Genomic DNA, 22,212 nt, shown 5'->3' with positions numbered 1-22,212 from the left:
GTCTCAACGGTCCGCAGTAGATATGTCAAGTGCCGTTTCGTACCTGGGAGTTCGCTGTGAGTAGTCAGCGCCGGCCGGGTGGCGCGACCGAGTCCCGGACCACCACGACGGTGCCGAGCGTCGTCACCTGTTGCTGGTGCGCGAACGGATCCGCGTTCGGTTCCTGGCCGGAGACCCCGGCGCGGACGGCGGCTCGCCCGAGCTCCTCCAGCGGTACCCGGACGGTGGTCAGTGCCGGCTGCAGCTCGACCGCGACCGGTACGTCGTCGTACCCGACGACCGAGATGTCGCCCGGGATGCTGAGGCCGCGTTCGCGCAGCGCCGTGTAGGCGCCGGCCGCGACGATGTCGTTGGCGGCGAAGATCGCCGTGAACTCGGGGCCTTCGTCGAGCGCGCGCAGCGTCTGGTCGTACCCCCACTGGCGGCCGAACGCACCGGTACGGACCAGCGCTGGATCGTGCTCGAGTTTGCGGGCCGCGTATGCCTGACGGAAGCCGCGGACCCGGGCGGTCGTGGTGGACAGCATCGTCGGGCCGCCGAGGTACAGGATCTTTGTGTGGCCGACGCTGAGCAGGTGGTCCGTGATCGCGGCGGCCCCGCCGGTGTTGTCGTAGTCGACGGCGTACGCCGGTACACCGGACTCCAGGCCGGGCCGCCCGCAGAGAACCAGGCTGGAACCGTTCTTCGCGAGCTGCTTCGCGCGCTGCCCGATGGTGGCGAAGTAGTCCTGGTCCTCGACCGCGCCGCCGACCAGGATCACCGCGTCCGCGCGCTGTTCGAGCAGCAGGTCGACGAACCGCAGCTCGGCCGCCTCGTCGCCCTGCGTCGAACAGACCAGGCACAGCCGGCCGGAGGCGGTCGCTTCGGACTGCACACCGCGGGCGATGTAGGCGAAGAACGGGTCGACGATCTCGTTCACCACGATGCCGACCACGCGGGTGGTGGAGCCGGCCAGTGCACGGGCGTGCGCGTTCGCGACGTACCCGAGCTCGCGCATCGCGCGCTCGACCGCTGCCCGGGTCGAGGCCGCGACCGGATAGTTGCCGTTGACAACACGGGAGACGGTCGCGGTGGAGACCCCCGCGCGATCGGCCACGTCCCGGATGGTCCGCGCCGCCTCGGGGTCACGCCGGCGCGCCCGCCCCCGGGGCGGTTCCGCCATCACCCACCTCCTCACCCAGCCGTACGTCGACCTGCCCGCCGTCGGCGAACCGGAGGCCGACCCGGCACCCGTCCACCGTCACGTCGATGCTCTCGCCCAACTGCCGCGGCCACACCGTGTCGCCGGACAGTACCACCGCCGCCACCAGCAGCCGCGGACCTTCCCCGAGGTAATCCGCCTCCAGATACGGCGTGGCCGAGTGCGGCCCGAACGCATTCACATCCAGCCCCCGGCGTACCCCCGCCCGCTGGTATCCCGACAACCCGACAACAACCGAGCTGAGCCGATCCACCCGCGTTGCCTGCGCCCAGAGCTCTCCAACCTCTGCTTCTGGGAACTCAGCTGAGGCCACTGCATATCCACCGTGCCTGATCACACCCGGCGGCCCGTCGACCAGCGCGCAGCGCACCTCGATGCGGCCGTGCACCACCGACGCGACCTCGATCCGCGCCTCCCCTGCTTCCCACCACGAACCGCCCGCCTGGGTGCGCCGGATCTGCGTCCGCGGGCCACAGTCGCCCAGCAGGAGCTGGTTGTCGACGGCATCGGCTGTCAACTCCGGGCCGGTGCGGGTCGAGTACGCCAGCCGGTTGTAGTGCGGATCGCCCTCCCCACCGTGATCGCTGCCGTGGTTGAGCAGCCGGACGATCCCGTCGTCCTTCGTTCCGTGAACCACCCACCCCGGCGCGGGCAGTTCCCGCACCTGATCACGCTCGTCCAACGGCACCCCGGCCTCCGGCGCCGTCCACACCTCATGATCGGCCGGAAGCAACAACCCGAGAAACCCCTTGGCAGCCCAGTACGGCGAAGCCGGCCCGGAGTACGGCTGCGTCACGGGCAGAAAATGGTGATGCCACCCGAGCGTCAGCAACCCCCGCCCGTCCGGGACCCCGTGATCCACGAAGTGCCGCAACGTCCCCGAGCACAACCGCCGCGTCTGACCTGCCGTCAACGGTGTCGCGTCGAGCAACGCCCCCATCCAGTACGGCGCGACGCTCGCCATCCGGTAACACAGCGATCGCCCGAAGTGGATCGGCGCCCCGTCCGTACCGGTCAGGTGTACGGCGTCCTCGACGAACCGGTGCAATCGCTCCCGGTACACCGCGAGCCGCCCGTCCGCGGCAGACCCGGCCATCCGCGCCCACATCCCCGGATACAGGTGCATCGCCCACCCGATGTAGTGGTCGAAGTTCTGTCCCGGACCGTCGGAGTACCAGCCGTCCCCGACGTACCAGTCCTCGATCCGCTCGAGCCCCGCATCGATGTCGTCCGGTGAGTACGGCGCTCCGGCGGACGCGAGGAACTGCTCCCCCACGACCTGGAACAGCCGCCAGTTGTTGTCCCACGTCCGCGACCCGACGAACCCGCTCAACCAGTCGACGACAACCTGCTGTTCCGTGCCGTCAAGCCGATCCCACAACCAGGCTCGCGACTCGTGCAGCCCGACGGCGATCGCCGCAGCCTCCACCATCTGCTGCGAACACGGCGTCAACCGAGGCCACTCACCACCCGCCCCCGCGACCAGCCCGCGCGAATACCGCTCGACGAGCCGCTCGTCTCCATCGTCCGCGGCAATTCGGAACGCAGCCAGGAGGAACGACCGCGCAAACCCCTCCAGACCATCGCAGTCCGCCCCCGACCAACTCCCCCGCCCCGGCAACCGAACCTGAGCCCCACTCGCCGAGAACCAAGGCACCAATGCGTCCAGCAACCGATCGGCCACCGCCAACCAGGCCTCCCGCGTATACCCGGTCCGCGGCGACACCACCCGATCCGGCCCCCGCAGCCCCCGCCCCGCGCCCAGGTCTGCCGCCGTCATGCAATCCGCCCAAGGTCGTCGCGGTGGATGCCGTGGGCGAGAGGGTGGCCGGTGGCGAGGCGCTCGAGTTCGGCGACGGCCGCGTCGCCGAGTCTGGTGGATTCGTTGCCCATGGCACCGGCCAGGTGTGGCGTGATGAAGACGTTGGGCAACCGCAGCATCGGGGAGTCGGGCGGGAGCGGTTCAGGATCCGTGACGTCGAGGACCGCATCGAGACGGCCCGAGACACACTCCTGCTCCAGCGCGACATGGTCCACCACGGGGCCCCGCGCGGTGTTGACGAGTACGCCGCCGTCCGGCATGGCGGCCAGCAACTCCGCCGTCACCAGCCCGCGCGTTTCCGGCAGCAGCGGCGCGTGCACCGTCACGATGTCGCTCGCCGCGAACAACTCCGGCAACGCGCACCACCGCGCGCCCAGCGCCACCGCCTGCGCGCGACTCAGGTACGGGTCACTCACCAGTACGTCGACGTCCAGCGACCGCAGCCGCTCGATCACCTGGCGTCCAATTCGGGAGGCCCCGAGCACGCCGACCGTGGTACCGAGCGTTCCGAGAATCGGTGCTCCGGGCAACGGCCGCTTAAACCCGGAGCCCCGGTACCAGTCCCGGTGCCGGAATGCCCGCTTGGCCGCGAGCACGACCGCCGCCACCGTGAACTCGGCGACCGGGATCGCGTTCGCCGCGGCAGCGGACGAAACCTCCACGCCGCGCTCGAACACCACCGGATCGACGAAGGTCTTGACCGTCCCCGCCGCGTGCACGATCGCCCGCAGCTTGGGGGCCGCATCCAGGACGTCGCCGGTGATCCGCGGGCAGCCCCACCCGGTCAACAACACCTCGGCCGCCGCCAGCTCGTCGGCAACCTCGCCGAACGACGACCGCAACCGCGGCATCTGGCCGCCGCGGGCGTCGTTCCCCCGTGATGCGGCGCCTGCCGACATCCCGAGCAGCTCGCCGACCCCTTCCAGCCGCTCGTGGGCCGCCGGGGTGAACACCTCCGACCAGGTCTCGGCAGGCATCGCGACGAGCGTACGCAACCGCGGGCCACGACCCTCGGTGGTTTCAGGTTTCGGCACGGATCACTCCTAGTAAACGGTTACTAGAAACCGTAAGCAGTTAACCGAACCGAGGTCAAGAGAAGTGCGGCAAGTGCTTGACAGCAAGGCGGTGAACGTTTCATGGTTGCTCTCACATTGGACAGCAAACGCTTACTACCAGGAGGAACATGCACCGCGTCAGCCGTACGTCGCGCCGGCCGCCCGCCACGGTCCGGCAGCCCGGTCCCGGCCTGCGCGCGCGGCTGCGCCGCGACCGGGTGATGCTGCTGCTGGTGCTGCCCGGGTTCCTGTTCTTCGTGGTGTTCCACTACGTGCCGCTGCTCGGCAACGTGATCGTGTTCCAGGACTACCAGCCGTACCTCGGCTTCAAGGACAGCCCGTGGGTCGGCTTCGGCAACTTCTCGGTGTTCACCGAGCCGGACTTCTACCGCGCGCTGCTCAACACGTTGAAGTTCGCCGTACTGCAGCTGGCGCTGTTCTTTCCCGCGCCGATCGGGCTGGCGCTGCTGCTGAACAGCATCGTGAGTCCGAGGATCAAGCGGTTCGTGCAGAGCGTCGTGTACCTGCCGCACTTCATCGGCTGGGTGATCCTGATCTCGATCAGCCAGCAGCTGATCGGCGGTACCGGCCTGCTTCCCCAGCTGCTCGGTGACCTCGGCCTGCCGCGGGTCGACCTGATGACGAATCCTGGCTTCTTCCCGTGGCTGGTCACGCTGCAGCTGATCTGGAAGGACGCCGGCTGGGGCACGATCATCTACCTCGCCGCGTTGCTGAACATCGACACCGAGCACTACGAGGCGGCGGCGATCGACGGCGCGGACCGCTGGCGGCGGCTGTGGCACGTGACGCTGCCGGGCATCGTGCCCGTGACGTTGCTGCTGCTGATCCTCAACCTGGGCAGCATCCTCTCGGTCGGCTTCGAGCAGATCCTGCTGCAGCGCGACGCGGTCGGCGCCGACGCGGCGGAAGTCCTCGACACCTACGTGTACTTCCACGGTGTGCTCGACGGCCAGTGGGGCCCGGCCGCGGCCGTCGGCCTGGTCAAGGGCGTGATCGGGCTGGTCCTGATCCTCGGCGCCAACAAACTCGCCCACCGCTTCGGCCACGAAGGGATCTACTCGCGATGAAGACCGCACGCCCACCGTGGATGGAAGCTCCGAGCAGGGCAGGGCTGGCGATCAAGAGTGTGGTGATCGCGGTCGTCTGTCTGCTCGTGCTGTACCCGTTCGTGAACATCATCGCGACCAGCCTGGCCGGCGAGTCCGAGATCACCCGCCGCGGCGGCATCATCGCGTTCTTCCCGAGCGAGCCGACGCTGGCGGCGTACCGGACGATCTTCGCCGGCGGCGTGGTCAGTCACGCGCTGCTCGTCAGTGCCGCGATCACGATCATCGGTACGGCGCTGAACCTGGTCGTCACGATCGCGCTCGCCTACGGGCTGAGCCGGCCGATCGTCGGCGGGCGGTTCGTGTTGACGACCGTTCTACTGACCATGTTGTTCGGCGCCGGCATCATCCCGAACTTCCTGCTGGTCAAGGCGCTCGGCATGTACGACTCGTACACGTCGCTGATCGTCCCCGGCCTGGTCAGCGCCTTCAACTTCCTGGTGCTGCGCAACTTCTTCCAGAACATCCCGGCCGAACTGCTCGACAGCGCCCGGATCGACGGCGCCGGCGACCTCGCGATCCTGCTCCGGATCGTGCTGCCGCTGTCGAAGGCGGTCCTCGCGGTGGTCGCGCTGTTCTACGCCGTCGGCCACTGGAACGCGTTCTTCAACGCATTGCTCTACCTCAGCGACACCGGCAAGTGGCCGCTGCCGCTCGTCCTGCGCCTCTACGTCCTGCAGGGGCAGCCGGTCGGTGGCGGCACCGAATCGCCGGGTGAGGCGGTCGCCTCCATCCAGGCCGTCCAGATGGCCGTCGTCGTCGTCGCGCTCGTCCCCATCCTCTGCGTCTACCCGTTCCTGCAGCGCTACTTCACCAAGGGCGTACTCACCGGCGCCATCAAGGGTTAGGAGAAATGACCGTGACCACCCCCTCTCTCAGCCGCCGCGGGTTGCTGCGCAGCGCCGTCGGTGTCGCCGTGATGAGCGCGACCGGCGTCCCGACGCTGGTTGCCTGCAGCAACGGCAGCACGGCGGCCGGTACCGCCCGCGCGTCCACGGTCGCGTTGCCCACGTACGTGCCGTTCGCCGGTCCCAAGCCGGAGCTGGCCGGTACGGCGGACGGCGTACCGCCTGGCTACCGGACCTACCCGAAGGACCTCGTCACCACGGTGAAGAGGCCACCGCTGAACGGCGGCAAGGTCAGCGTGATGACCGACATCTTCGACCCGCTGCCCCCGGCCAAGGACAAGAACACCGCGTGGCAGGCGGTCGAGAAGCAGCTCGGCGGCACGCTCGACCTGACCATCGTGCCGGACAGCGACTGGGCGACGAAGTTCCAGACCGTGCTGGCCGCGAACCAGCTGCCTGACCTGTTCCTGATGTCGGATGCGACGCTGGTCAACAACCTACCGGCTTTCCTGTCCGCGAAGTGCACCGACCTGACGCCGTACCTGAGCGGCGACAAGGTGAAGGACTACCCGAACCTGGCGAACATCCCGCAGGTGATCTGGCAGGCCTGCGTCGTCCAGGACAAGATCTACGGGCTGCCGATCCCGCGCAGCATCACCGGCGGTGCCGGGTTCTACAACAAGCGTCTGCTGGACGCCGCCGGCATCGAGTACCCGGCCACCGCCGAGGACTTCCTGGCCGCCTGCAAGGAGCTGACCAAACCGCAGCAGGGCCGCTGGGCGATCGTGAACTCGAAGGGCAACACGTTCTTCACGTTCGTGCAGCAGATGTTCGGCGTACCGTTCGGCTGGAAGGAGGACGGCGGCAAGCTCGTGAAGAGCTTCGAGACGCCGGAGTACAAGGCCGCGCTCGAGTTCGCCGTCCAGTTGGTGAAGGCCGGCGTCGTCGTCCCCGGCTCGGACGGCGCCGACGGGACCGCGCGGAAGAACGCGTTCAAGGCCGGCAAGGGCGCCTTCGTGTACGACGGGTTCCCCGCGTACATCGACTACGTCAAGGCGATGAAGCGGCTCGACCCGCAGAACGACCCGCGCGCGTTCGTGCCGATGGCGCCGAAGGGCGGCAAGGCGAACACGTGGGCCGACAACGTGCTGTTCGCGTACACGCTGATGAAGAAGTCCGACGAGGCCCGCGCCAAGGAACTGCTCGCGGTCGCGAACTTCTTCGCCGCCCCGTTCGGCAGCACCGAGAACCTGCTGTTGAACTACGGCGTGGAGGGCGTCGACTTCACCCGGGACGCGAACGGCAACCCGAAGCAGACGAGCAAGGGCGAGGCCGAGCTGACCGTGCCGTGGAAGTACATCGCCGCTCCCCCGCAGGTGCTGTTCAACGCGACTGACCCGACCTACATCGACAAGGCGCACGAGGACCTGACCAAGCTGCTCGCGATGGTGGTGAAGGATCCGACCACCTCGATGATCTCGCCGACCAACGACAAGACCGGCGGCGACATCGGCCAGGCGTTCGCCGACGTCCGCAACGACGTGATCGCCGGCCGGAAACCGATCAGCGCGTTCGACGCGGCGCTGGCGAAATGGAAGAAGGACGGCGGCGACAAGATCCGCGGCGAGTACGAGACCGCGCTGAGCGGCAGTGCGAGTCCTCGATGAGCTGGCTGACCGAGGCCCGGTTCGGGCTGTTCGTGCACTGGGGCATCTACGCGGCCGCGGCGCGGCACGAATGGGTGAAGTCGTACGAACAGCTCACCGACGCCGAGTACCAGCCGTACTTCGACCACTTCGACCCGGACCTGTACGACCCGGTGCAGTGGGCCGAGGACGCCTGGAACGCCGGCATGCGGTACCTGGTGATCACGACCAAGCACCACGACGGGTTCTGCCTCTGGGACTCGAAGCTGACCGACTACTCGGCGCCGTACACGCCGTACGGCAAGGACCTGCTGGCGCCGATGGTCGAGGCGTTCCGGGCCCGTGGGTTCCGGATCGGGCTGTACCACTCGTTGCTCGACTGGCACCACCCGGATTTCCCGGTGGATCTGTACCACCCGCAGCGCAAGGACGTCGACTTCATCGATCGGACCGCGGACCGGGACGTGGCGAAGTACGCCGACTACCTGCACGGGCAGGTCCGCGAGCTGCTCACGTCGTACGGGAAGATCGACGTGATGTGGTTCGACTTCTCGTACGCCGATCGCGGGTTCAACGCGAAGGGGCCGGACGAGTGGCGGTCCGCGGAGCTGCTCGCGATGGTCCGGGAGCTGCAACCGGGGATCCTGGTCAACAATCGGCTCGGTCTGGGGTCGGGTGACTTCACCACGCCCGAACAGGTGCAGCCGCCCGGGAACGAGGTCGCCGCTGGCAACGGCACGCAGGTGCCGTGGGAGGCGTGCCAGACGCTGAACGGCAGCTGGGGATATCACCGCGACAACCACGACTGGAAGTCGCCGGCACTGCTGATCCGGATGCTCGTCGACTCGGTCTCGAAGGGCGGCAACATGCTGCTCAACGTCGGCCCCAACGGTCGTGGTGCCTGGGAGCCTCGGGCGCTCGAGGCGCTGGCCGGCGTCGGCTCGTGGATGCGGCTGCACGAGCGGTCGATCCGCGGGTGCGGTCCGAGTGCTTATGTGCCGCCGGTGGATTGCCGCTACACGCAGAACGGCCGGAGGTTGTATCTCCACGTCTTCGCCTGGCCGATGGGACATCTGCATCTGCCCGGCCTGGGCGATCGGGTCGAGTACGCGCAGTTCCTGCACGACGCGTCGGAGGTTACGCGGATGACCGTGGACCCTTCCGCGCCCGCGCACACATATCTGACCGGCCTCCCGGACAACACGCTGACTCTGAAGCTCCCGAACCGAGCCCCCGACGTCGAGAGCTGCGTCATCGAACTCTTCCTGCGCGATTGAGCGTCACCCCGTGAGCGACGAAGGCACCCACCTCGACCCGGTGGGTGCCTTCGTCCTGTTCACTCACGAATCGTCGTCGGATCCGTCGGTGGCGGAGCCAGCTGCAGCGCGCCGAGCTGTGCGGTCGCCTCAGCATCCACCGGCACACCCCAGGCGCGGAAGCAGTCGCTCGAGGCGTAGCTGTTCGAACATCACGAGCTTCTCAGCAGCTCGGTGTGGTTCTCGGCTCGATAGGTCAGCGCCGACGCGCGTTCGACGGTGATCATCACATGCGGGCTGACGAGTTCGGCGTACGGCGTGGCGCGTTCGTCGAGCTGCCGCTGGAAGTCGTCCTCACCGGTGCGGCCGAGGACGAAGTACAGCATCGGCTGCGCCTGCTCGCCGAGCGTGACCTTCGCGCTGCCGGTGTCGCCGATGTTGAGCGCGGTGTCGGCCGGTAGCTAGAAACCGGTCGTACGGAGTTCGCTCGCGCTGGTGCTCGTGCTGATACTTGTGGTGCTGGTGCGCGTCGGCCACCGCTGGTGCGGTGGCCAGCGCCAGGCCGGTACCGGCTACTTGGAGGACACGGCGCCTCGTGAGCGGCCGGGGACGGGCGCGCGGCGTCATCGAACAACCTCCTGGTTGAACTGCCAGCACCCGGCGACCCGGCCGGCCGCTGATGGGCGGCCCCGGTTGCTTGCGGAGATCAGTTGAAGGACGCGGTGTGGGTGGCGCCGTTCGTGCCGCCGACGGCGACGTCCAGGACCAACTGCTTGCCCGCGGCAACTACCGTGATCGCCGAATCCTTGGCGATCACGTCACCGACCCGCCGGTCGATCGTCACCCGGACGGTCTGCGCGGTCCGACTCGGATCGGACACCGCGACCGTCAGTACGCGTCCGTCCGCGCCGACCACTACGGATGCGGGCCCGTCACTGGCCACGGAACGTGTCCCGGTGCCACCGGTGATCTCGGTCAGGGCGCCGGCTGTCCAGAAGTTCGCCAGGACCAGGTTCTCGCGGTGGGAGACGATCGCTTGGACATTCGCGGTGTTCGCCAGGACGGTCATCCCGGGGTCGGCTGCTCGTTCGGCCGTCTGGGGGGTGGTTGCGTTCGGCAACAGAACGTACGCGTACGAACCGGCGCCGGTGCCGTGCTCGAAGACGAGCTTCGCGTAGCGCCTGGTGTAGGGAGTGGTGGAACCGGCTGTATCGTTGCCGACGTTGATCTCCGACCATGACGCGGTCCGGTCCTCTCGCTCGACCCGCAACTGACCGCCGGCCGGGAAGACATAGCCGCCCACGCCTTCCAGGTAGGCCCACTGCGGATCGCCGTAGGTCTGGTCGACCGCCGCCTGTCCGTCGACAATCAGCGCCGCCGTGCCGTTCTCGTGGAGATTCCGATTCTCGACAACCGTCTCCACCGGATAACCATCCGTGCCCACGATCCCCGTGCCCAGCGCGACCACCGAGTCCCGCAGGCAGAACCACGACTTCCGCGCCTGCAAGCTCTTGTCGTAGTTGATCAGGTGCATCCCGACGGCGCCGGCGACCTCCTTGTACGACGCTCCGCCGACCCACTCGGCGTACGCGGCGACTGTTCCCGTACCGCTGCCCGCGCCCCCGGGTTGACGCGGTTTCGTGCTGACCGTCGTACCCGGCATCCGCTGCGCGTCGACCGTCGGCCAGTACGCGTCGTAGTACTGCGACTGGTCGCTGTTGTACAGGTACGTCATGCCGTCGCCGACGTACCAGCCGCGCAGGTTCTCGCCGTTGCCCCACTCGTAGCGGGCCATCCGCTTCGACGACATCGCGATCGCGAACGTCCAACCCGGGCGGCGGTGCACGACACGGTCCTGGTTGTAGAACTGGAAGTGCCGCGGGGGGGGTCGGGGCGGGTGTGACCGCGGCGTCGGCGAGCAGCACCTTCGCACGGGAGATCTGCGGGATGGATGCGCCCGGCAGGTAGTCGTCGAGGCGGTCGCGGGTGATCCAGCTCTTCGCAAGTGCCTTGTACCTGCTCGCGTAGGGTTCCGCGACTCCGCTCGCGAGCAGCAGCACGGTCGAGGTGGTGCCATGGCCGTTGCGATGGTCGCCGGCGGCCTCGCGGGAGATCGCCCGGCCGGAGACGCAGTCCATCATCAGGCCGTCCACCATGAACGGGGCGAAGCTCGTGTCCACCGCGTCCAGCAGGACGGCGCGGTTCGGGTCGGTGATCTCCCAGGTCGATCCACCGAGCAGCGCGATCAGGTTCGCGACTCCGCCGAGCGCGACGTTGCCGTACGTACCGACGTACGCGAGATTGCCGTGCTGGATGAACGAGCCGTCGCGGTAGAACCCGTCGCCGCTGCTGACGTACGTGAACACGCTGTTCTTGCCGCCCTCCGCGACGTCGCTGAGCGCGTCGCGAGCTGCCGACAATCTGTCGGTCGACTTCCCGACGATTCCGCGGAGCGCGACGATCAACGCCTTGTCGACCCGGTTCGCCCCGGTCTCCCGCAGCGAGGGCGAATTGGTCCGGCGGTTCGGGTCGGGAACGAAGTGGTCGACGGCTCGCAGGTACGTCGTGAGCTGCTCGGCCGAGAGCGCGTCGTACGCCAGCACGCAGGTGTCGAGGAGCGCGCGCGGTGCGCCGATCTCCCAGAACCACCAGTTCCCGGTCTCCTTCAGCGTCTCGTTGAACGAGCGCGTGTTGAGGAAGTCCAGCGCACCGCTCAGCAGCTCACCGGCCTCCGCAGCCAGGCCCGTGCCGGGTGTCGCGCGGGCCAGGGCGATCGTCTTCAGACGGGTGTAGCTGATCGAGAAGTTGCCGCTCGTCGGGCTGAGCGGGAGGTCGGCCCACAGCGCCGTCCGCGTGTTGTCGACGATCAACGTGTCGACGAACTGCTGCGCCTGCTGGCCGAGTTGGGCGAGCGCGCTCGCGTACGCGGGGTCGCCGGCGTCGATCGCCCCGCCGGTGTTCAGCTCGGCCCAGCGGGCCCGGAGTACGTCGAACTCGTCCTCCGCGAACGCATCCGTTGGCAGTCCGAGGGTGCCCAACGCACCGACGGCGAGCCCGGCCTGTAACAACAGCCGACGACGAACGATGGGCGGCATCGCGACTCCTCAGAAGGACCAGTAAGCGCTTACCGCACACCCTGCCGCCTGCTCGTAACAGTCGTCAACAGCTCACTGCGATCACTTGTGATCACTTCAACAGGAGGGCCGAGTGCCGCAGATCAGGCCAGGGCAGCACGCCAGTACAGCAGGTGAGGGCGGCAGGTGAGGGCGGCAGGTGAGGGCGGGGGTGAGGGCGGGGGGTGAGGGCGGGAGGTGAGGGCGGGAGGTCAGGGTAGGAGGTCAGGGTAGGAGGTCGCGGACTACCGCGTCTGCTAGTAGGCGGCCTCGGTCCGTGAGGACGAGGTGGTCGTTGGATACCAGGGCGAGGCCGTCTGTGATGACCTGGTCGACGGCGGCGCGGCCCGGATCGTCGAGAACCTCGAGCGGCAGTCCGGCGGACAACCGCACCTCGAGGAGCACGCGCTCTACCCGTCGGGTCTCCGCGTCCAGCGTCTCCCGGGCGTACGCCGGACTCTCACCGGCACCGAGGCGTTCGGCGTACGCGCTGGGGTGCTTCACGTTCCACCAGCGGACGCCCCCGACGTGGCTGTGCGCGCCCGGGCCGATCCCCCACCACGTGTCGCCGCGCCAGTACAGCTCGTTGTGCCGGCAGCGGGCCGCCGGACTGCGAGCCCAGTTCGACACCTCGTACCACCCGAGGCCGGCAGCGGTCAGCAGTTCGTCGGCCAGCACGTACTTGTCCGCGAGATCGTCGTCGTCCGGCATCGGCAGCTCACCGCGCCGGATCCGCCGGGCGAGCTGGGTCCCGTCCTCCACGATCAACGCGTACGCGCTCACGTGATCGGGCTCCGCGGAGAGCGCCGACTCGAGCGAGGCGTGCCAGTCCTCCAGGGATTCGCCGGGTGTCCCGTAGATCAGGTCGAGGTTCACGTGCTCGAAGCCAGCCGACGTCGCCTCACGGGCGGCCTGCAGCGCACGCCCAGGGCTGTGCTGCCGGTCGAGGATCTTCAGCACGGCCGACGAGGAGCTCTGCATGCCGAAGCTGACGCGGTTGAAGCCCGCCTCCCGGAGCGCCGACAGATAGGCCGGATCGATCGACTCCGGATTGGCCTCGGTTGTGACCTCCGCGTCCGGCGCGAGTCCGAACTCGTCGCGGACCGCCGCCAGCATCTTCCCGAGATCCGCGGCCGGCAGCAGCGTCGGCGTACCACCCCCGAAGAACACCGTGTCGACAGGCCGATCCAGCTCCCCCAGCACCCGTCGCGCCAGCCGTACCTCGGCGACCGCGTTGTCGGCGTACGACGCTTGCGCCCCGCCACCACCGAGTTCCGTGGCGGTGTAGGTGTTGAAGTCGCAGTACCCGCAGCGCGACGCGCAGAACGGAACATGCAGGTAGAACCCGAACGGCCGCCCGGCGGCCTCCTGCACAGCAGCATCCGGCAACGCCCCGTCCCGGGGCGCAACCTCCCCCTCGGGCAATGTCGACGGCACCCACCCATCTTACGGACCCGATTTCGTCACCGGATCTCCGTCGTTTCGTGGTCACAGGCTGTCCGGGAATAGCTACATTCGGCTCATGGAGACCGAGGCTCAGCCCGTCGGACGGGCCACCCGGAACGCCGTCGTGGTGGCGATCATGCTCGGAATGTTGCTCGCGGCCCTCGACCAGACGATCGTGGCGACCGCGCTGCCGACCATCGTCAGCGACCTCGGCGGCGCCAACCACCTGTCCTGGGTGGTGACGTCGTACCTGCTCGCCGAGACGATCATGACCGCGCTGATCGGGAAGTTCGGTGACCTGTACGGGCGCAAGCCGATGTTCCTGCTCAGCGTCGTGCTGTTCCTGGCCGGTTCCGCGCTCTGCGGGATGTCGCACTCGATGCTCTGGCTGGTCGGGTCGCGCGCGATCCAGGGCCTCGGCGCCGGCGGGCTGATGGTCACCGCGATGGCCGTGATCGCGGACGTCGTACCGCTCAGCGAACGCGGCCGGTACCAAGGCGTGATGGGTTCGGTGTTCGGGGTGTCGACGGTCGCCGGACCGCTGCTCGGTGGGCTGTTCGTCGACCACCTGAGCTGGCGCTGGGCGTTCTACGTCAACCTGCCGCTCGGCGTCATCGTCCTGATCGTTGCCTCGATCACCCTTCCGTCGGTGAGGGCCGCGGTCGGGCCGACGATCGACTACCTCGGGATCCTGTTCATCGGGATCGCCGCGACCGGGCTGACGCTGGTCACCACCTGGGGCGGGAACGAGTACGCCTGGACGTCGGCCGTGATCATCGCGATGGCCGTGGGGTCGTTGCTCGCGCTCGGCCTGTTCGTGTGGGCGGAACGGCGCGCGGCGGAACCGTTGCTGCCGTTGCGGTTGTTCCGCTCGCCGGTGTTCACGGTGTGCTCGATCATGAGCTTCATCATCGGATTCGCGATGCTGGGCGGCGTGACGTACCTGCCGACGTACCTGCAGTTCGTGCACGGCGCGTCGGCGACCGAGTCCGGGCTGCAGATGCTGCCGCTGGTGTGCGGTCTACTCGTCGCCTCGGTCGTGGTCGGGCAGATCATCAGCAAGAGCGGGCGGTACCGGCTGTTCCCGATCTTCGGGACGATCCTGATCGGCGTCGGGCTGTACCTGCTGTCGCTCCTCGACAACAGCACGTCGTACGTCGTCACCGCCGGGTTCATGGTCGTCCTGGGCCTCGGGGTCGGCGCGTGCATGCCGGTGCCGACCGTCGTCGTGCAGAGCACCGTCGACTACGCGGACCTCGGCGTGGCGACCTCCGGCGTGAGCTTCTTGCGGACGATGGGCAGCTCGTTCGGCGTCGCGGTGTTCGGGTCGATCTACGCGCACCAGTTGCCGGAGAAGCTGGGCGTCGCGGTGCAGACCGCGCAGGTCGACCCGAAGGTGGCGGCGACGGTCGCGGGCGTCCGTTCGCTGCCGGACGCGGCGCGGTCGGTGATCACCGCGGCGTACGCCGAGTCGCTGCATGTCGTGTTCTTGTGGGCGGTCCCGGTGGCCGGGCTCGGGTTCCTGACCGCCCTGCTGCTGAAGGAGGTTCCGCTCCGCGACACCGCCCGGATGGCCGCGTCCGACGTCGGCGAGAACTTCGCGGCACCGGCCTCGTTCGACTCCGAACACGAACTGCAGAAGCTCGCGGCCCTCGTCGTACGGCACCACAAGCGCAACCCGGCACCCGAGGTACTCGCCCAGTCCGGGCTGCCGCTGAGCGCCGCGCAGACCTGGATGATCATGCGGGTGTTCCGCGGCGGCGCCGAGTCCGGCTCCGCCACCCTCGCCGAAATGACCGGCGACCTGCGCATGCCGCCCGGCGTCCTGGAACCGCTGGCCACCCAGTTGGTTGCCGACGGCTACTTGTCCGAGACACTCGGGCACTACCGCTTCACCACGCTCGGCCTGGAGATGTTCCAGCGCTTCGTGGGAGCGTTCCGAGTCTGGATGCTCGACCACCTCACCGACTGGGACCCGGAAAACTCCGACGCCTTCTCGAAGGCCGTCGACCGCCTCGCCGAACAAATGATCGACCAAGGCCAATCCCTCACCACCGGCAAGCACGCCGCCGTGCTCTCGGCCTGAATCAGCAGGTACCGCGCGGATTTCCGTCCGGGCGGGGGGCGCTGAGGCTGAGGCCGGTGGTTCTGGTGGCGCGGAGTTCGAGGTGATTGGACTCGATGCTGTAGGTGAGCGGGGTGCGGAGATGGTCGAGGACGGCCTGTTCGAGTGCGGCGCGCCGAGCGGTGGCGTCGATCGGACCGGCGATCGGGAAGGTCGTGAGGTCGGTGAAGATGAGGGTGTCGTCGCTCCGGGTCACGTTCGCCGTGAACCGGACGCTGCCGGTGGAGCCGGTGGCCCGCGTTCCGTTCAGCGTGAGCGTGTCATCTCGCTCCCCTCTCGCAGAGGTTCTGGAACCAGGATTCCAGCGTGGTGAGGGTTTGGGGAGTTCAGCTCCCCGGTTGTGCAGTAGGTCCATCACGGGACCGGGGCGCGCGTATGCTCGCGGGCATGTTGAGTGATGGGGTGCGGGCGGTGGGTGCTGGTGGGGTTCGGCATTGGGTGCGGGTGGTGGGGGCGGCGAACGGTGGTGTGCCGCTGGTGTTGCTGCACGGTGGGCCCGGGGAGAGTTCGTACAGTGTCGAGCGGTCGGTCGGGGACGAGTTGGCGAAGGTGGCTCCGGTGGTGTTCTACGACCAGCGTGGGTGCGGTCGGTCGGAGCGTCCATCCGACGCCTCGACGTACACGATGGAGCAGCTCGTCGCGGACCTGGACGAGTTGCGTACGGCGCTCGGCGTCGAGCGGATCGTGCCGTGGGGTGTGTCGTACGGGTGCTTGCTGGCGGCCGAGTACGCCGTTGCCCACAGCAACCATGTGGATCGGCTCATCCTGCACGCTCCACCGATCGCCGACCCGCTGCACCCCGGACTGTGGGCGATGCGCCCGGCCGCGGTCGACCCGATCCTGACCGACGCCGAGCGGACCGCGTTGCGCACCCAACTCGACGGCGTCACCGAGCCGCTGGACCGTACCCTCGCCGCCCTGGGAGCGATTGCCCAGAGCACCAACGCGGCCGCGTTCTTCTACCACGACCCGTCGAACATCCCGGCCGACGACGAGAATGCGCCGGCCCCGAACATGGAGGTGGCGATGGCCCTGGTCGGCAACGAACGCGCCGATCTGGTCGACGACCTTGCCGCCGTCGAGGTGCCCACGCTGATCCTCGCCGCGCTCTGGGACCGCCAGGTCGGCTTCGACATCCCGCGCGACCTCGCCGCCCGGCTCCCGCAGGCGACCCTCGAGATCTTCCATCACGCAGCCCACTCGATCAACGAGGAAGAGCCGGCGCACTACGTCGACGCGATCCGGAAATTCCTCGGCCGATGACCACCTGGAAGTCCCCCGAGTACCCAGGCCGCGGTCTCGCCGTCGGACGCGACACCGACGGCGTCCCGTTCTTCGCGTACTGGCTCACCGGCCGATCCCCCGCGTCCAAGTCCCGCGAACTCGTCGTACAGCAACGCGAAATCATCGTCCGCGACGTCTCCGGCACCGCCACCGACGACCTCCGCCACTACACCGCGGCGACCCGCGGCGACGACTGGTTCATCGTCGGCAACGGCACCCAGGTCAGCGAACTGACCGCCGGCCGCGGACAGCAACCCGACCTCCAACTCGCGCTGCGCCAACTCACGTACGAGCCCGACCCACCGATCCGCACCCCACGCATCACCGCCGGCGCAACGATCAACGGCACCGAGCTCACCGACGCCGTCATCGGTTCCGCCATCCCGTACGGCGAACTCACCGCACAGCCGTCCCTGTACGCCGCCCGCCTGGCACCAGGCACTGCCATCACCACAACGACCTACTCCGGCACCGCCGCCGACGTCACCACCAACGGCCACCCGGAACTGATCGCCGTTCCACTCCCCTGGTCCGCCATCACGGACACGATCTGGCAATCACTGCATCCAGACCTCCGGGTCGCCGCAATCACGGTCCGCCTGGACACCCCCGACTTCACCGGCGCGATCCTGCAGAGCTAGTCGTACATCTTGTCCAGGATGTCGGCGTACTGGGTTTCCACGTACTTGCGCTTCAGTTTGAGGCTCGGGGTCATCTCGCCGGACTCGACGGTCAGGTCCCGGTCGAGGATGGTGAACTTCTTGATGGTCTCCCAGCGGTTCAGGCCCGCGTTGAGTTCGTCGACGTACGACTGGACCATCGCGCGGGCCGCGTCCGAGGTGACGATCTCGGCGTAGGACTTGCCGGCCAGGCCGTTGGCGGCGGCCCAGCCCTCGATCGCGTCGGGGTCCAGGGTGACGAGTGCGGACACGAAGTTGCGCAGGTTGCCGTGCACGATGAACTGGCTGGCGTACGGGCAGATGGTCTTGAAGCGGCCCTCGATCACCTGCGGCGCGACGTACTTGCCGCCGGAGGTCTTGAAGAGGTCCTTCTTGCGGTCGGTGATGTAGAGGAACTCGTCCTCGAAGTGGCCGATGTCGCCTGTGTGGAACCAGCCGTCGGCGTCGATCACCTCGGCGGTCTGGGCGGGCTGGTTGTGGTACCCGCTCATCACGCCGTCGCCCTTGATCAGCACCTCGCCGTCCTCGGCGATCTTGAACGACGTCCCCGGGAACGCCGGGCCGACGCTGCCGAGCCGGTACTGCGTCGGCCGGTTCAGCGTCGAGCCTGCCGACGTCTCCGACAACCCGTACCCCTCGAGGATCAGCAGGCCGGCAGCGTGGAACCACTCCGCGAGCGACTTGTCCAGCGCGGCCGAACCCGAGACGAAGAACCGGATCCGGCCACCGAACCGGGCACGGATCTTCGACAGCACCAGCCGGTCCGCCGCCGCGAACTGCGCAGCCAGCAGACCCGACGGCTCCCGCCCGGCCTGCCGCAGCTCCGAAACCCGAGCGCCGACACCGAACGCCCAGTCGAACAAGCGCGCCCGCGCCCCGCCCTCGGACTGGATCATCGTCCTGATCCGCGCGTGCGCCTTCTCGAAGATCCGCGGCGCCGCCGCCATGAACGTCGGCTGCACGACCGCGGCGTTGTCCACGATCTTGTCGATCCGCCCGTCGACCGCGGTCGCGAACCCGATCTGGCACTGGACGGCGAGCAGGACCTGCCCGAACACGTGTGACAACGGCAGCCAGAGGAACTGCAGGTCGTCCGGCGAGAGCACCCGCATCCCTTCGACCGCGGCGCCCTCGTACGTCCACACCGAGTGCGGCAGCCGGACCCCCTTCGGACGACCCGTCGTACCGGACGTGTAGATCAATGTGCACAAGGTGTCCGGTTTGATGCCGACAATCCGGTCATCGACAGCCGTCCGATGTTCGGCCAGGTACTCGTCGCCGAGCGCGTCGAGCCGGCCGAGCCCGATCACCCAGTCGCCGTCGCTCTCCTCCGGCGTCCCGTCCAGCAGCACAACCTTCCGCAGCGACGGCGTCTCCGACCGGTGCTCCCGCAGCTTGTCGACCTGCCCCGCGTCTTCGGCGAACACCACCTGTACGTCGGCATCGGCCACGATGAACGCGACGTCGCCGGCGATCGTCGACGGGTAGATCGTGGTCGTCGCGGCGGCGGCGAGCACGGCGGCCAGATAGCACTCGATCCACTCGATCCGGGTGCTCGCGGCGATCCCGACCCGCTGCTCGGGTTCCACCCCGAGCGCGATCAGCCCGGCGGCCCGCCGGCGGGTCAGCGCCTCGGTCTCCCGCCAGGTCACCGACGTCCACGCCTCCCCGCGCGGGAACCGGAACGCCTCCCGCTCCGGCGTGTCCGCCACCCGGTCGAGGAACATCTGGGCCATGGTGCCCTTGCGATTGCTGAGCAGCGCGAGCTGGCCGGGATCGGCGACAGTCATGACTGGCCTCCAAGAGGGGGGTCAAGTTAACCGGAGAGTAATAGCAATCCGCATGTCTGACCATGCCACTCGCTTGCCCGGCTGAACCTTCTCGATTACGTTTCCGCAACATGCGCATACGGTCGGTGGTATCCGCCTCACTATCCGTCCTGCTTCTCGCGATCGGCGTCCCGGCCCGGGCGGCGACCCCGCCGTCGGCGTTCGGCTCGGACTACGACGATCCGCGGACGCCCGCCCCGGCGGTCGCGGTCCCGCACACCAAGCACTGCGAGGTGCAGATCGTCCGGAACCAGTTCCGCAACTTCGACCCGTACCGGTCGACGTACACGCCGCCGGCCGGCTGTCAGGGTCCGTGGTCGAAGGTCGTCCTGCGGATGCACGGCGCGGTGAAGGGCGTGCAGTACGACCGTCTCGGGCATCTCACGATCGGCGGCGTCGGCGTGTTCCGGACCTCGACGCCGGAGCCCAGCACCGACGGCATCGAGTGGAATGTGGAGAAGGACGTCACGTCGTACAGCCCGCTGCTGAGGTCACCGCAGCCTGTCGTGATGGAGCTCGGCAACGTCGTCGACGACACCTACACGGGCGTCCTCGACATCACCGTCACGCTCGACTTCTACACGACCGATCGCCACACCCCGGCCGCGAAGACTGCGAACGAAGTGCTCCCGCTCCAGGACCAGACCCGCGACGGCGCGGATCTCCGCGGTACGGCGACCCTCCCGCGAAACACGACCCGCGTCCTCGGCGAGGTCTACGTCACCGGATCCGGCGGCGGGTGCGAGGAATTCTGGGACACGTCCGCGCCGGCCGAGACCGGGTACTCCTGCCCCGACGGTTCGCCGTACCGGGAGGTCGACGTGAGCATCGACGGCAAGCTCGCCGGGATCGCCCTGCCGTACCCGTACATCTACACCGGCGGCTGGTCGAACCCGTACGAGTGGCGGCCGTCCCCGGCGCCGCGCGCGTTCGACATCAAGCCGGTGACGTACGACCTCACGCCGTTCGCGGGTCTGCTCGCCGACGGCAAACCGCACGAGTTCCGCATCCACGTCGACGGCGTACCGGCGGGCCAGTCCGGCTGGTTCACCGTCCCGAACCTGCACGTGTGGACAGACGCGCACCGCGCCCAGACCACCGGCGGTCTCACGTCGTACGCCGTCAGCCCACTCGCGAAGACCGACAACGTCGCCGGCGCCCCGAACGAGGCCGGCTCCGTCGACATGACCGCGTCCCGCACCCTGAAGATCAGTGGGTACGTCGACACGTCGGCCGGGCGGATCCACACGACCGTGCAGCGCAACCTGAGCAACGTCTCCAAGCCCACCTGGGACGCCGGCGAATCACGCGACGCCCTCGACGCGAGCTGGCGCGACACCGAGACGACGATCAGCAACGGCCGCGTCCACCGCACCGACCTCGACTACGGCAAGAACGGGGTGCTCACGTTCTTGCCCAACGCAACGATCCCCGGCGGGTACGACGTGGTCACGGACCTGAAGATCCACGACACCATCCGGACGCCGGGGCTGACCACGACCGAGACGTACGACGGCCGCGCGTCGTGGATCTACGGCGTACCGCGCGACCAACGGCACGCCACCGGCACCCAGACCGTCCGGTTCCGGGCGATCGGCCACGGCTGCTTCGACCACACCCTCACCGCGGAGAACGGCGTCTACACAAAGGACTTCTACCGCTGCTGATGCTTTCGGGCGACGAGCAGCTCCGCGATCTGAACGGCATTGAGCGCGGCGCCCTTGCGGAGGTTGTCGTTCGAGACGAAGAGCACGAGGCCGCGGTTGTCCGGCACGGACTGGTCCTGCCGGATGCGGCCGACGTACGACGGGTCCTGACCGGCCGCGAGCAGCGGGGTCGGCAGGTCCGCGAGCGCCACGCCGGGAGCGGCCCGGAGCAGGTCGGTGGCCTCCGCCGGGGTGATCGGCTGCGCGAACTCGGCGTGGATGCTCAGCGAGTGACCGGTGAAGACCGGCACCCGGACGCACGTACCGGCGACCGGGAGGTCCGGGAGGTGCAGGATCTTGCGGCTCTCGTTCCGGAGCTTCTGCTCCTCGTCTGTCTCACCGGTGCCGTCGGCAACGATCGACCCGGCGAGCGGGAGCACGTTGAACGCGATCGGACCGGCGTACACCTTGGGCTCGGGCAGCGTGATCCCGTCGGTACCACGGGCGAGCTTGCCACCGGCCACGACCAGTTCGCGGGCCTGGTCCTCGAGCTCGCTGACGCCGACGCCACCGGAGCCGGAGACGGCCTGGTACGTCGAGACGACCAGCCGGGTGAGGCCGGCCGCACGGTGCAGCGGCGCGAGCACCGGCATCGCGGCCATCGTGGTGCAGTTCGGGTTCGCGACGATGCCCTTGGGGATCGTGTCCAGGTCGTCCGGGTTCACCTCGGACACGACCAGCGGTACGTCGGGGTCCATCCGCCAGCCGGACGAGTTGTCCACAACCACCGCTCCCGCCGCCGCGACGCGCGGGGCGAGTTCCTTGGACGCGGTCTTCCCGTTCGAGAACAGGGCCAGCTCGAGCCCGGCGAAGTCCGCCGTGGCGGAGTCCTCGACGACGATCTCCCGGTCACCGAACGGCAGCGTCCTGCCCGCCGACCGCGCCGAGGCGAAGAACCGCACCTCGTCGACCGGGAAGTCGCGCTCGACCAGCAACTCCCGCATGACCCCGCCGACCTGACCTGTCGCACCGAACACACCTACTCGCATACGACCGAGGGTAGTAGGTGCCCGCGACTCCCGCCCGCACATTTCAGCGGGCGGACGTCCCGCACTCACCAACCGCCGCCCGCCG

18 protein-coding genes and 1 pseudogene are annotated in these 22,212 nt (G+C 68.6%); 9 read left to right on the top strand and 10 right to left on the bottom strand.

Annotated elements, in window-relative coordinates:
• Window positions 1-64: 64 nt before the first annotated feature.
• Genes FB475_RS27170 through FB475_RS27160 form a run of 3 tightly spaced genes read right to left on the bottom strand, consistent with a single transcriptional unit; the run spans window position 65 to window position 4,057 of the window.
• Complete coding sequence (locus FB475_RS27170) at window positions 65-1,162, bottom strand: LacI family DNA-binding transcriptional regulator (protein ID WP_141859375.1); 1,098 nt, start codon at window positions 1,160-1,162, stop codon at window positions 65-67.
• A complete protein-coding gene (locus tag FB475_RS27165) occupies window positions 1,125-2,981 on the bottom strand; it encodes a DUF2264 domain-containing protein (protein ID WP_141859373.1) in 1,857 nt (618 codons plus the stop codon). Before FB475_RS27165 ends, FB475_RS27170 begins: the two co-directional genes overlap by 38 nt.
• Window positions 2,978-4,057, bottom strand: coding sequence for a hydroxyacid dehydrogenase (locus tag FB475_RS27160; RefSeq protein WP_238332441.1), 1,080 nt, complete (start codon window positions 4,055-4,057; stop codon window positions 2,978-2,980). The genes FB475_RS27165 and FB475_RS27160 overlap by 4 nt, the downstream gene beginning before the upstream one ends.
• 149 nt (window positions 4,058-4,206) lie before the next feature.
• Between FB475_RS27160 and FB475_RS27155 the strand changes: the two genes are divergently transcribed.
• Genes FB475_RS27155 through FB475_RS27140 form a run of 4 tightly spaced genes read left to right on the top strand, consistent with a single transcriptional unit; the run spans window position 4,207 to window position 8,976 of the window.
• On the top strand, window positions 4,207-5,166 hold the full coding sequence (locus FB475_RS27155) for an ABC transporter permease (RefSeq protein ID WP_238332440.1): 960 nt from the start codon (window positions 4,207-4,209) through the stop codon (window positions 5,164-5,166).
• Entirely contained in the window at window positions 5,163-6,053 is an 891-nt protein-coding gene (locus FB475_RS27150; RefSeq protein ID WP_202878521.1) for a carbohydrate ABC transporter permease, read from the top strand. Before FB475_RS27155 ends, FB475_RS27150 begins: the two co-directional genes overlap by 4 nt.
• A gap of 5 nt (window positions 6,054-6,058) precedes the next feature.
• Window positions 6,059-7,720, top strand: coding sequence for a type 2 periplasmic-binding domain-containing protein (locus FB475_RS27145; protein ID WP_141859371.1), 1,662 nt, complete (start codon window positions 6,059-6,061; stop codon window positions 7,718-7,720).
• Entirely contained in the window at window positions 7,717-8,976 is a 1,260-nt protein-coding gene (locus FB475_RS27140) for an alpha-L-fucosidase (RefSeq protein ID WP_185759452.1), read from the top strand. The genes FB475_RS27145 and FB475_RS27140 overlap by 4 nt, the downstream gene beginning before the upstream one ends.
• Before the next feature lie 191 nt (window positions 8,977-9,167).
• Here the strand turns inward: FB475_RS27140 and FB475_RS27135 are convergent, their stop codons facing one another.
• The 3 genes and pseudogenes from FB475_RS27135 to FB475_RS38470 form a co-directional block, all read right to left on the bottom strand.
• Window positions 9,168-9,341 carry a M60 family metallopeptidase gene (locus tag FB475_RS27135; RefSeq protein WP_141859367.1) on the bottom strand — a complete coding sequence of 58 codons (174 nt, stop codon included), beginning with the start codon at window positions 9,339-9,341 and terminating at the stop codon, window positions 9,168-9,170.
• Between the two features lie 320 nt (window positions 9,342-9,661).
• Window positions 9,662-11,032, bottom strand: a complete 1,371-nt coding sequence (locus FB475_RS27130) for a polysaccharide lyase family 8 super-sandwich domain-containing protein (protein WP_141859365.1) — start codon at window positions 11,030-11,032, stop codon at window positions 9,662-9,664.
• Window positions 11,013-11,900, bottom strand: a pseudogene (locus tag FB475_RS38470) (polysaccharide lyase 8 family protein); the annotation flags it as partial. The pseudogene FB475_RS38470 and the gene FB475_RS27130, both read right to left, overlap by 20 nt.
• Here FB475_RS38470 and FB475_RS37845 point away from each other — a divergent pair.
• Window positions 11,859-12,020: a hypothetical protein gene (locus FB475_RS37845; protein WP_238332437.1), complete on the top strand. Its 162-nt coding sequence runs from the start codon at window positions 11,859-11,861 to the stop codon at window positions 12,018-12,020. The pseudogene FB475_RS38470 and the gene FB475_RS37845 overlap by 42 nt on opposite strands.
• Before the next feature lie 273 nt (window positions 12,021-12,293).
• On the opposite strand, the gene hemW is transcribed toward FB475_RS37845, so the two are convergent.
• On the bottom strand, window positions 12,294-13,505 hold the full coding sequence (gene hemW / locus FB475_RS27120; RefSeq protein ID WP_141859363.1) for a radical SAM family heme chaperone HemW: 1,212 nt from the start codon (window positions 13,503-13,505) through the stop codon (window positions 12,294-12,296).
• A gap of 85 nt (window positions 13,506-13,590) precedes the next feature.
• Between hemW and FB475_RS27115 the strand changes: the two genes are divergently transcribed.
• Window positions 13,591-15,600 (top strand): MDR family MFS transporter, encoded by a 2,010-nt coding sequence (locus FB475_RS27115; protein WP_141859361.1) that lies wholly within the window; start codon window positions 13,591-13,593, stop codon window positions 15,598-15,600.
• 1 nt (window position 15,601) lies between these two features.
• On the opposite strand, the gene FB475_RS38305 is transcribed toward FB475_RS27115, so the two are convergent.
• Window positions 15,602-15,835: a hypothetical protein gene (locus tag FB475_RS38305; protein WP_337678221.1), complete on the bottom strand. Its 234-nt coding sequence runs from the start codon at window positions 15,833-15,835 to the stop codon at window positions 15,602-15,604.
• 191 nt (window positions 15,836-16,026) lie between these two features.
• Here FB475_RS38305 and FB475_RS27105 point away from each other — a divergent pair, with 191 nt between their 5' ends.
• Entirely contained in the window at window positions 16,027-16,902 is an 876-nt protein-coding gene (locus FB475_RS27105) for an alpha/beta fold hydrolase (protein ID WP_185759450.1), read from the top strand.
• The gene (locus FB475_RS27100) at window positions 16,899-17,564 is read left to right on the top strand and encodes an IMP cyclohydrolase (protein ID WP_141859356.1); all 666 of its coding nucleotides are present in this window, start codon (window positions 16,899-16,901) and stop codon (window positions 17,562-17,564) included. The genes FB475_RS27105 and FB475_RS27100 overlap by 4 nt, the downstream gene beginning before the upstream one ends.
• On the opposite strand, the gene FB475_RS27095 is transcribed toward FB475_RS27100, so the two are convergent.
• Window positions 17,561-19,393, bottom strand: a complete 1,833-nt coding sequence (locus tag FB475_RS27095) for an AMP-dependent synthetase/ligase (protein ID WP_141859354.1) — start codon at window positions 19,391-19,393, stop codon at window positions 17,561-17,563. The two genes, FB475_RS27100 and FB475_RS27095, sit on opposite strands and share 4 nt — an antisense overlap.
• Before the next feature lie 110 nt (window positions 19,394-19,503).
• Between FB475_RS27095 and FB475_RS27090 the strand changes: the two genes are divergently transcribed.
• On the top strand, window positions 19,504-21,099 hold the full coding sequence (locus FB475_RS27090; RefSeq protein ID WP_141859352.1) for a peptide-N4-asparagine amidase: 1,596 nt from the start codon (window positions 19,504-19,506) through the stop codon (window positions 21,097-21,099).
• Here FB475_RS27090 and FB475_RS27085 read toward each other — a convergent pair.
• The gene (locus FB475_RS27085) at window positions 21,087-22,127 is read right to left on the bottom strand and encodes an aspartate-semialdehyde dehydrogenase (protein ID WP_141859350.1); all 1,041 of its coding nucleotides are present in this window, start codon (window positions 22,125-22,127) and stop codon (window positions 21,087-21,089) included. The two genes, FB475_RS27090 and FB475_RS27085, sit on opposite strands and share 13 nt — an antisense overlap.
• Window positions 22,128-22,212 lie beyond the last annotated feature (85 nt).

Origin of the sequence: Kribbella jejuensis (assembly GCF_006715085.1) — a bacterium.
Lineage (GTDB): Bacteria > Actinomycetota > Actinomycetes > Propionibacteriales > Kribbellaceae > Kribbella > Kribbella jejuensis.
The sequence above is the reverse complement of the archived record's forward strand: the minus strand, read 5'-3'. Positions and strand labels throughout refer to the sequence as shown.

Coding starts and splice junctions, on each gene's coding strand:
- FB475_RS27170 (WP_141859375.1), bottom strand. CDS start 1,162: ATGGCGGAACCGCCCCGGGGGCGGGCGCGCCGGCGTGACCCCGAGGCG.
- FB475_RS27095 (WP_141859354.1), bottom strand. CDS start 19,393: ATGACTGTCGCCGATCCCGGCCAGCTCGCGCTGCTCAGCAATCGCAAG.
- FB475_RS27105 (WP_185759450.1), top strand. CDS start 16,027: ATGTTGAGTGATGGGGTGCGGGCGGTGGGTGCTGGTGGGGTTCGGCAT.
- FB475_RS27090 (WP_141859352.1), top strand. CDS start 19,504: ATGCGCATACGGTCGGTGGTATCCGCCTCACTATCCGTCCTGCTTCTC.
- FB475_RS27165 (WP_141859373.1), bottom strand. CDS start 2,981: ATGACGGCGGCAGACCTGGGCGCGGGGCGGGGGCTGCGGGGGCCGGAT.
- FB475_RS27135 (WP_141859367.1), bottom strand. CDS start 9,341: ATGCTGTACTTCGTCCTCGGCCGCACCGGTGAGGACGACTTCCAGCGG.
- FB475_RS27100 (WP_141859356.1), top strand. CDS start 16,899: ATGACCACCTGGAAGTCCCCCGAGTACCCAGGCCGCGGTCTCGCCGTC.
- FB475_RS27140 (WP_185759452.1), top strand. CDS start 7,717: ATGAGCTGGCTGACCGAGGCCCGGTTCGGGCTGTTCGTGCACTGGGGC.
- FB475_RS27155 (WP_238332440.1), top strand. CDS start 4,207: ATGCACCGCGTCAGCCGTACGTCGCGCCGGCCGCCCGCCACGGTCCGG.
- FB475_RS27115 (WP_141859361.1), top strand. CDS start 13,591: ATGGAGACCGAGGCTCAGCCCGTCGGACGGGCCACCCGGAACGCCGTC.
- FB475_RS27130 (WP_141859365.1), bottom strand. CDS start 11,032: ATGGCACCACCTCGACCGTGCTGCTGCTCGCGAGCGGAGTCGCGGAAC.
- FB475_RS27085 (WP_141859350.1), bottom strand. CDS start 22,127: ATGCGAGTAGGTGTGTTCGGTGCGACAGGTCAGGTCGGCGGGGTCATG.
- FB475_RS27145 (WP_141859371.1), top strand. CDS start 6,059: ATGACCGTGACCACCCCCTCTCTCAGCCGCCGCGGGTTGCTGCGCAGC.
- FB475_RS27150 (WP_202878521.1), top strand. CDS start 5,163: ATGAAGACCGCACGCCCACCGTGGATGGAAGCTCCGAGCAGGGCAGGG.